Annotated in this window: 6 protein-coding genes; all 6 read right to left on the minus strand. The window is 71.9% G+C overall.

Translation table 11 applies throughout. The features are described 5' to 3' along the window. Positions 1 to 8 precede the first annotated feature (8 nt). The 6 genes from recN to CJ226_RS18545 are packed head-to-tail and all read right to left on the minus strand — an operon-like array spanning position 9 to position 6584. Positions 9 to 1691: a DNA repair protein RecN gene (gene recN / locus CJ226_RS17265; protein ID WP_102209919.1), complete on the minus strand. Its 1683-nt coding sequence runs from the start codon at positions 1689 to 1691 to the stop codon at positions 9 to 11. Beyond that, the gene (locus tag CJ226_RS17270) at positions 1688 to 2605 is read right to left on the minus strand and encodes an NAD kinase (RefSeq protein WP_102209920.1); all 918 of its coding nucleotides are present in this window, start codon (positions 2603 to 2605) and stop codon (positions 1688 to 1690) included. The genes recN and CJ226_RS17270 overlap by 4 nt, the downstream gene beginning before the upstream one ends. Further along, positions 2602 to 3399, minus strand: a complete 798-nt coding sequence (locus CJ226_RS17275) for a TlyA family RNA methyltransferase (protein ID WP_102209921.1) — start codon at positions 3397 to 3399, stop codon at positions 2602 to 2604. The genes CJ226_RS17270 and CJ226_RS17275 overlap by 4 nt, the downstream gene beginning before the upstream one ends. Next, on the minus strand, positions 3396 to 3575 hold the full coding sequence (locus CJ226_RS17280; protein WP_025105152.1) for a hypothetical protein: 180 nt from the start codon (positions 3573 to 3575) through the stop codon (positions 3396 to 3398). Before CJ226_RS17280 ends, CJ226_RS17275 begins: the two co-directional genes overlap by 4 nt. A 49-nt stretch (positions 3576 to 3624) precedes the next feature. Then, positions 3625 to 4674 carry an HAD-IIA family hydrolase gene (locus CJ226_RS17285; RefSeq protein ID WP_102209922.1) on the minus strand — a complete coding sequence of 350 codons (1050 nt, stop codon included), beginning with the start codon at positions 4672 to 4674 and terminating at the stop codon, positions 3625 to 3627. Further along, positions 4674 to 6584, minus strand: a complete 1911-nt coding sequence (locus CJ226_RS18545; protein ID WP_257996727.1) for a primosomal protein — start codon at positions 6582 to 6584, stop codon at positions 4674 to 4676. The genes CJ226_RS17285 and CJ226_RS18545 overlap by 1 nt, the downstream gene beginning before the upstream one ends. Positions 6585 to 6722: the final 138 nt, after the last annotated feature.

Genomic DNA, 6722 nt, shown 5'->3' on the forward strand with positions numbered 1-6722 from the left:
CAGTTCATTCAGACGCCGAGGCTGAGAAGCTCGCGGGCGTGGGTGAGTGCGGCATCGGAATCCGCGAGTCCGGAGAGCAGACGGGCCATCTCGGCCTCGCGCTCCTCCCCGTCGAGCCGCCGCACGCTCGACGCGGTGACGGCGCCGTCGTGCGATTTCACGACGGTGAGATGGTTGTTCGCGAAGGCGGCGACCTGCGCGAGATGGGTGACGGCGATCACCTGAGACTTCTCGGCGAGTCGGGCGAGTCGCCGACCCACCTCGATCGCAGCCGCGCCGCCGATGCCCGCATCGACCTCGTCGAACACGAAGGTGGGCACGGGATCGGTCGCCGCGATGACGACCTCGATCGCGAGCATCACCCGCGACAGCTCGCCGCCGGAGGCGCCCTTGGCGACCGAGCGGGGTTCGGCGCCGGGATGCGGGGCGAGCAGGATGGCGACGTCGTCGCGGCCGTGGGTGCTCTCGGCCCCCGGGGCCACAGAGACCTCCAGGCGCGCGTCCGGCATCGCCAGCGCGTGCAGCTCGGCGGTCACGGCCTCGCCGAGTCGGCCGGCCGCCTCGCTCCGGGCCGCGGTGAGAGCGTCGGCCCGGGCATCGAGCTCCGTCCTGGCCGCGTCGCGCTCGGCGGTGAGGCGATCCAGGCGCTCTCCGTCGTCGTCGAGTTCGGCCAGCCGCGCGGATCCGGTCTGCCACAGCGCCACGGCCTCCGCCAGCGAGCCGTGCTGACGGATGAGGACGCCGAGCGCGGCCCGGCGCTCCTCGACGGCGGCCAGCTCGTGCGGACCGGACTCGTCGAGGTCGGCGAGGAAGCCGGAGAGCACACCGGCGGCGTCGGCAATGCGGTAGCCGATGTCGGCCAGGGTCTCCGCGACTTCCGCGAGCTTCGGGTCGGACACGCGCTCGATCGCTCGGCGCGCTTCCGCGACCAGCGCCGAGGCATCGGGCTCGCCCTCCTCGTTCGAGAGGGCTCCGTGGGCCAGGGCGGCGGCGACGCGGAGTTCCTCCGCGTTCGCGAGGCGCTCGGCACGAGCCGTCAGCTCCTCGTCCTCGCCCTCCTCGGGGGCGGTCGCCTCGATCAGGGCGAGGTCCTCGCGCAGCCGGGCGGCCTCCTCGGCACGCCGGTCACGGTTCGCGGTGATGTCGATGATCTCGGCGTCGAGCGTTCGCCAGCGCTCGAACGCGGCCTGGTACTCCTCCAGCGCCCGAGCGATCGGTTCGCCGCCGAAGCGGTCGAGGGCGTCGCGCTGCGCGGCGGCCGAGCGCAGCCGCAGCTGCTCGGATTGTCCGTGCACGACAATGAGCTCGTCGGCGAGGGCGGACAGCACACCTGCCGGCGCGGCCCGCCCACCGACGCTCGCGCGACTGCGACCCTCGGCGCTGAGGGTGCGCGAGACATAGAGCTCAGCGGCGCCGGCACCGGCCGGCTCCAGCTCTCCCCCGGCTTCGGCCACGATGTCGGCGACCGCGCCCTTCTCGGGCACGATCCACACCCCGGCCACCGAGGCCTGCGCGGCTCCCTTGCGCACGGCACCCGAGTCGGCGCGCTGGCCGAGGAGCAGCCCCAGCCCGGTGACGACCATGGTCTTCCCCGCGCCCGTCTCTCCGGTGATGGCCGTGAAGCCGGGGCCGAGCGGCAGGACGGCGTCGGCGATCACGCCGAGCCCCTGCATCCGCATCTCCTCGATCATGCGTCGATCCTCCGCTCCTGTCCGCGCCATCCTTCGACGGGCAGCTGGAACTTCCGCACGAGACGGTTCGTGAACGCCGTGGGGTGCAGACGCGCGAGGCGGACCGGGCGCGACGAGCGACGCACCACGACGCGGGCGCCCGGCGGGAGGTCGTGGGAACGACGGCCGTCGCACCAGAGGATGCCGGAGCCATCCGTCCGCTCCAGCATCTCGATCGCCACGGCCGCCTCGGGGCTCACCACGAGCGGCTTCGCGAAGAGCGCGTGCGCCGACAGCGGGACCACCGCGATGGCCTCGACCGTCGGCCAGATGACCGGGCCGCCGGCGGAGAAGTTGTAGGCGGTCGAGCCGGTCGGCGTGGAGATGACCATGCCGTCGCAGCCGAAGCTCGACAGCGGCCGCCCGTCGATCTCGAGCACCACCTCGATCATGCGCTCGCGGCTCGCCTTCTCGACGGTCGCCTCGTTCAGGGCCCAGGTCTCGAAGACGACGTCGCCCGAGGCGTCCTTCACGCGCACCGACAGTGCCAGGCGCTCCTCGACCTCGTAGTCGCGGGCGATGACGCGGCGCATCGCGTCGTCCATGTCGTCCCGGTCGATCTCCGCGAGGAAGCCGACGTGACCCATGTTGATGCCCAGCACCGGAGCGCCGCTGTCGCGGACGAGCTCTGCGGCGCGGAGGATCGTGCCGTCGCCCCCGAGCACGATCGCGAGCTCGAGCGTCGCCGGTCCGGAGGCGTCCAGCACCTCGACGTCCGCGAAGAACGCATCGACCGCGGCGAGCTCGGCATGGTCGTCGGCTGCAAGGACGGGACGGACCCCCGCACCGCGGAGGGCGTCGATCACCCGACGGGCGGCCGCGACGGTGTCGACGCGACCCGCGTGGGCGACGACCAGGATCCTGCGCTCGTTCATCGTCCCCCTGCCAGCCGGTTGATGGTGTCCATCCATTCTGTCGGATTGCTGCCGCCGCCCGGCACGAGGTGCACGAGATACTCCGCATTGCCGTGGGTCCCGAGGATCGGGGAGGAGACGATCCCCGCCATCCCCATCCCGGCGTCCCACGCGCTCCACACCACGCGGGCGACGGCATCGGCCCGGGTGGCGGGGTCGGTGACGAGGCCGCCACGCACCGCGGTCCTCCCGACCTCGAACTGCGGTTTGACCAGCAGCAGCACGTCGGCGCCCGGCGCGGCCACGTCGACCACCGCGGGAAGCACGAGCTCGAGCGAGATGAAGGAGAGGTCGCCCACCACCAGGTCGGGCGACGTGGACTCCCCCGTCGCTGCGGTGAGGCTGTCACGCGTCATGTCCCGCACGTTGAAGCCCTCGACGGCGATGACGCCGGTGTCGGCGGCGACCGCGGGGGCGAGCTGACCGTGGCCGACATCCACGGCGAGGACACGGCGCGCGCCGCGTTCCCGCAGCACCTGCGTGAAACCGCCGGTCGAGGCCCCCATGTCGAGCGCGAGGCGTCCCTGCACCGGGATGCCGAAGCCGTCGAGCCCGGCGACGAGCTTGTGCGCCGCGCGGCTGACGTAGTGGTCGGCGCCGGCGACCGTGATGGTGTTGTCGTCGCTGACCGCGGTCGAGGCCTTCACGACCGGGCGGCCGTCGACGCTCACGAGGCCGTCGGCGATGAGGGTGGCGGCATGCGTGCGCGAACGGGCGAGTCCTCGGGCGGCGAGGGCGGCGTCGAGTCGCGTCATCGTGGTCCCGGGGTCTCCCGCAGGTCGTGCCGGGATCCGCTCTCGAGTCGTCGCGAGAGTTCGTCGTGCAGGGCCGAGTACGCGTCCGCGCGTGCGGCGAGCGGCTGCCCTTCGATCAGGCGCAGACGACTCCACAGGCCGTCCGTCGGCGCGCTGGTCGTCGTCTCATCGCTCACGCTTCCACTGTACGCGGCGCCGCCGACGGGCGGCGGCGCCACGCGTGGCTCAGGGGCGGTGGAACGGGTCCGCGTACAGCCGTTCCGGAACCCGGAGGACGAACACCGGCGTCCCGGACGCCCAGATCGCGGCGGCGCCCGCACGGAGCAGATTGAGCTGGTCGCCGGACTCGGCGACGATCTCGACGTCTGCGCCTCGGACGCGGACGGCGGCGCCGTTCACGTCGAACACACCGTCGGTCACGGTGGGCTCGGGGTACGGCTCGTGCAGACCGCGCAGGTCGCCGAGGATGTAGGTCGGGCGCGATCCTTCGGGCGCGGCGAGGACGTGCTTGGGACGGTCGATACCGGTCAGCACCAGGGCGGACTCGATGCCCGCACGGCTGGCACCCATGATGTCGGTGTCGAGGCGGTCACCGATGAAGAGCGCTTTCGCCGCGCCGAAACGGGCGAGCGCCTCCTCGAAGATCGGGGTCTCCGGTTTGCCCGCCACCGTCGCCAGGCGACCGATCGCGGTGTGCACGGCGGAGACGAGAGTGCCGTTCCCCGGGGCGACGCCCCGCTCGCGCGGGATCGTCCAGTCGGTGTTCGTGGCGATCCACGGGATGCCGCCCTCGTCCTCGGGGACCTTGAGCGCGAACGCCGCCTCGGCGAGGTCGGTCCAGGCGACCTCGGGCGCGAAGCCCTGGACCACGGCTTGCGGCGCGTCCTCGGCGCTGCGCGTGACCGTGTACCCGGCCTTCTGCACCTCGTCGACGAGGCCGTCGCCGCCCACCACGAGGATGGTCGCCGGCGCCGGCACGATCCCGGACAGCAGACGCATCGCCGCCTGCGGGCTCGTGACGACGTCCTGCGGAGCCACGTCGAGCCCGAGACTCGTGAGGTGCGCGGCCACCGAGGCGTCGGTGCGCGAGGCGTTGTTCGTGATGTAGCCGAGGCGCACCGCGTGCGCCGCCGCGTTCAGGCTCTCCACCGCATGCGGCAGAGCGCCGGGACCGGCATAGACCACGCCGTCGAGGTCGGCGAGGACGGTGTCCACGCCTTCGAGCGGCGTGCGACCCGCCGGGCGCTTCCGCGCCTTCGCAGTGAAGAGCCCCACTACGCCTCCGGCTTCTCGGACGCGGAGGGCGAGTCGTCCTCTGTCTCGTCATCGTCCGTCTCGTCGTCCTCGCCGAGCAGCTCGCGCACCTCGTCCTCGATGGACGGCTCCGCGGGCTCGGGGGCCTCGGTCGCGACGGGAGCGTCGGTCGCGTCGTCGGCCTCGTCCTCGTCCTCGTCCTCGACAGAAGCGACGTCAGCTTCGGAGAACTCGTCGTCAGAGAACCCGTCCTCGATGAGGCCGTCCTCCACGTAGAGCTCCTCATCGCCGGCCTCGTCGACGCCGAGAGCCTCGGCGGCGACCTCGGCACGGCGCGCCCAGAACTCGGCTTCGTCCGTACGGCCGAGGTCCTCCAGGACAGCGGCGCGCGCGGCGAACAGCGCGGGGCTCCACTCGAAGGCGCGGTCCGGGTCCAGCTCCGGGATCTCGAGCTCTCCGAGCGCCAGCTCGAGGTCCCCCTGGTCGAGCCGGGCACCCGACATCGCGATCGCCAGCGCGACTCGCACGGGCGTGGTCAGAGCTGATCGGTCCACGGCCCGGCCGGTCTCGAGGGCGCGGTCGGGACGCCCGATACCGCGCTCGCTGTCGACCATGAGGGCGATCTGGTCGTCCTTGCCGGAGATCCGGCGGTAGGTACGCAGCTCGCGCAGCGCCAAGGCGAAGTCGCCGGTCGCATAGGCGGTGATGCCCAGGGTCTCGCGGACGATCGCGATCCGGCCGGCACGACGCGACGCCGCCAGCGCATGCTCGTGCGCCAGAGCGGGGTCCTCGTCGATCAGCCGGGAGGCCATCGCCAGGTGACGAGCGACGAACTCGGCGTTCTCCTTGCTGAGCGTCTTCAGCTCGTTGCGCGCGGACGGATGCAGGTCGCGCGCGGTGACCTCGTCCGGGACGCGGGGCTCGTCGAAGCGCGGACGCTCGTTCGCCGCGTTGGCCGGACGTTCCCGCCCAGCCCCGCCGCGCTGCGGGAAGGACCGCGACCGGTCACTCCCCCGCTTACGCTCGAACCCGCCCTCGCGACGCGGAGCGGAGTCCCGGTTGTAACCACCCTCACGGCGGGGGCCGGAGTCCCGGTTGTAGCCGCCTTCGCGACGGGGGCCGGAGTCCCGGTTGTTGTAACCACCCTCGCGACGAGAGGCACCACCGTCACGGTTGTAGCCGCCTTCGCGACGCGGAGCACCACCGTCACGGTTATAGCCACCCTCACGACGCGGAGCACCACCGTCACGGCTGTAGCCGCCTTCGCGACGCGGAGCACCACCGTCACGGCTGTAGCCGCCTTCGCGACGCGGAGCGCTGTCGCGGTTGTAGCCGCCTTCGCGACGCGGAGCACCACCGTCACGGCTGTAGCCGCCCTCACGTCGCGGAGCGCTGTCGCGGTTGTAGCCGCCTTCGCGACGCGGAGCACCATCACGGTTGTTGTAGCCGCCTTCGCGACGAGGCGCACCACCATCACGGCTGTAGCCACCCTCACGTCGCGGAGCGCTGTCGCGGTTGTAGCCGCCCTCACGTCGCGGCGCGCCGTCACGGTTGTTGTAGCCTCCTTCGCGACGAGGCGCACCACCATCGCGGTTGTAGCCGCCCTCACGACGCGGGGCACCGTCACGGTTGTTGTAACCACCCTCGCGACGCGGCGCACCACCATCACGGTTATAGCCACCCTCACGGCGAGGCGCACCATCACGGTTGTTGTAACCACCCTCACGACGCGGAGCACCACCATCACGGTTGTAGCCACCCTCACGACGCGGGGCACCGCTGTCGCGGTTGTAGCCGCCCTCACGACGCGGGCCGCGGTCGCCGGAGCGAGATGCGCCGTCGCGGTAGACGGGGCGACCTCCGGAAGGACGATCGTTGCGCTGGTTCCTGTCGTCGTTGCGACGTGGACGGCGCTCTTCCTCTTCCGGCATGGTGCTCCCTGTTCTCTTCGTGCTGTAAACGCAAAATGGCCACCCAACGATGGGTGGCCATTTCGACTAAAAGGAGTCCGGCGGTGTCCTACTCTCCCACAGGGTCCCCCCTGCAGTACCATCGGCGCTGTGAGGCTT

It is taken from the genome of Microbacterium sp. UMB0228, assembly GCF_002871415.1.
Classification (GTDB): domain Bacteria; phylum Actinomycetota; class Actinomycetes; order Actinomycetales; family Microbacteriaceae; genus Microbacterium.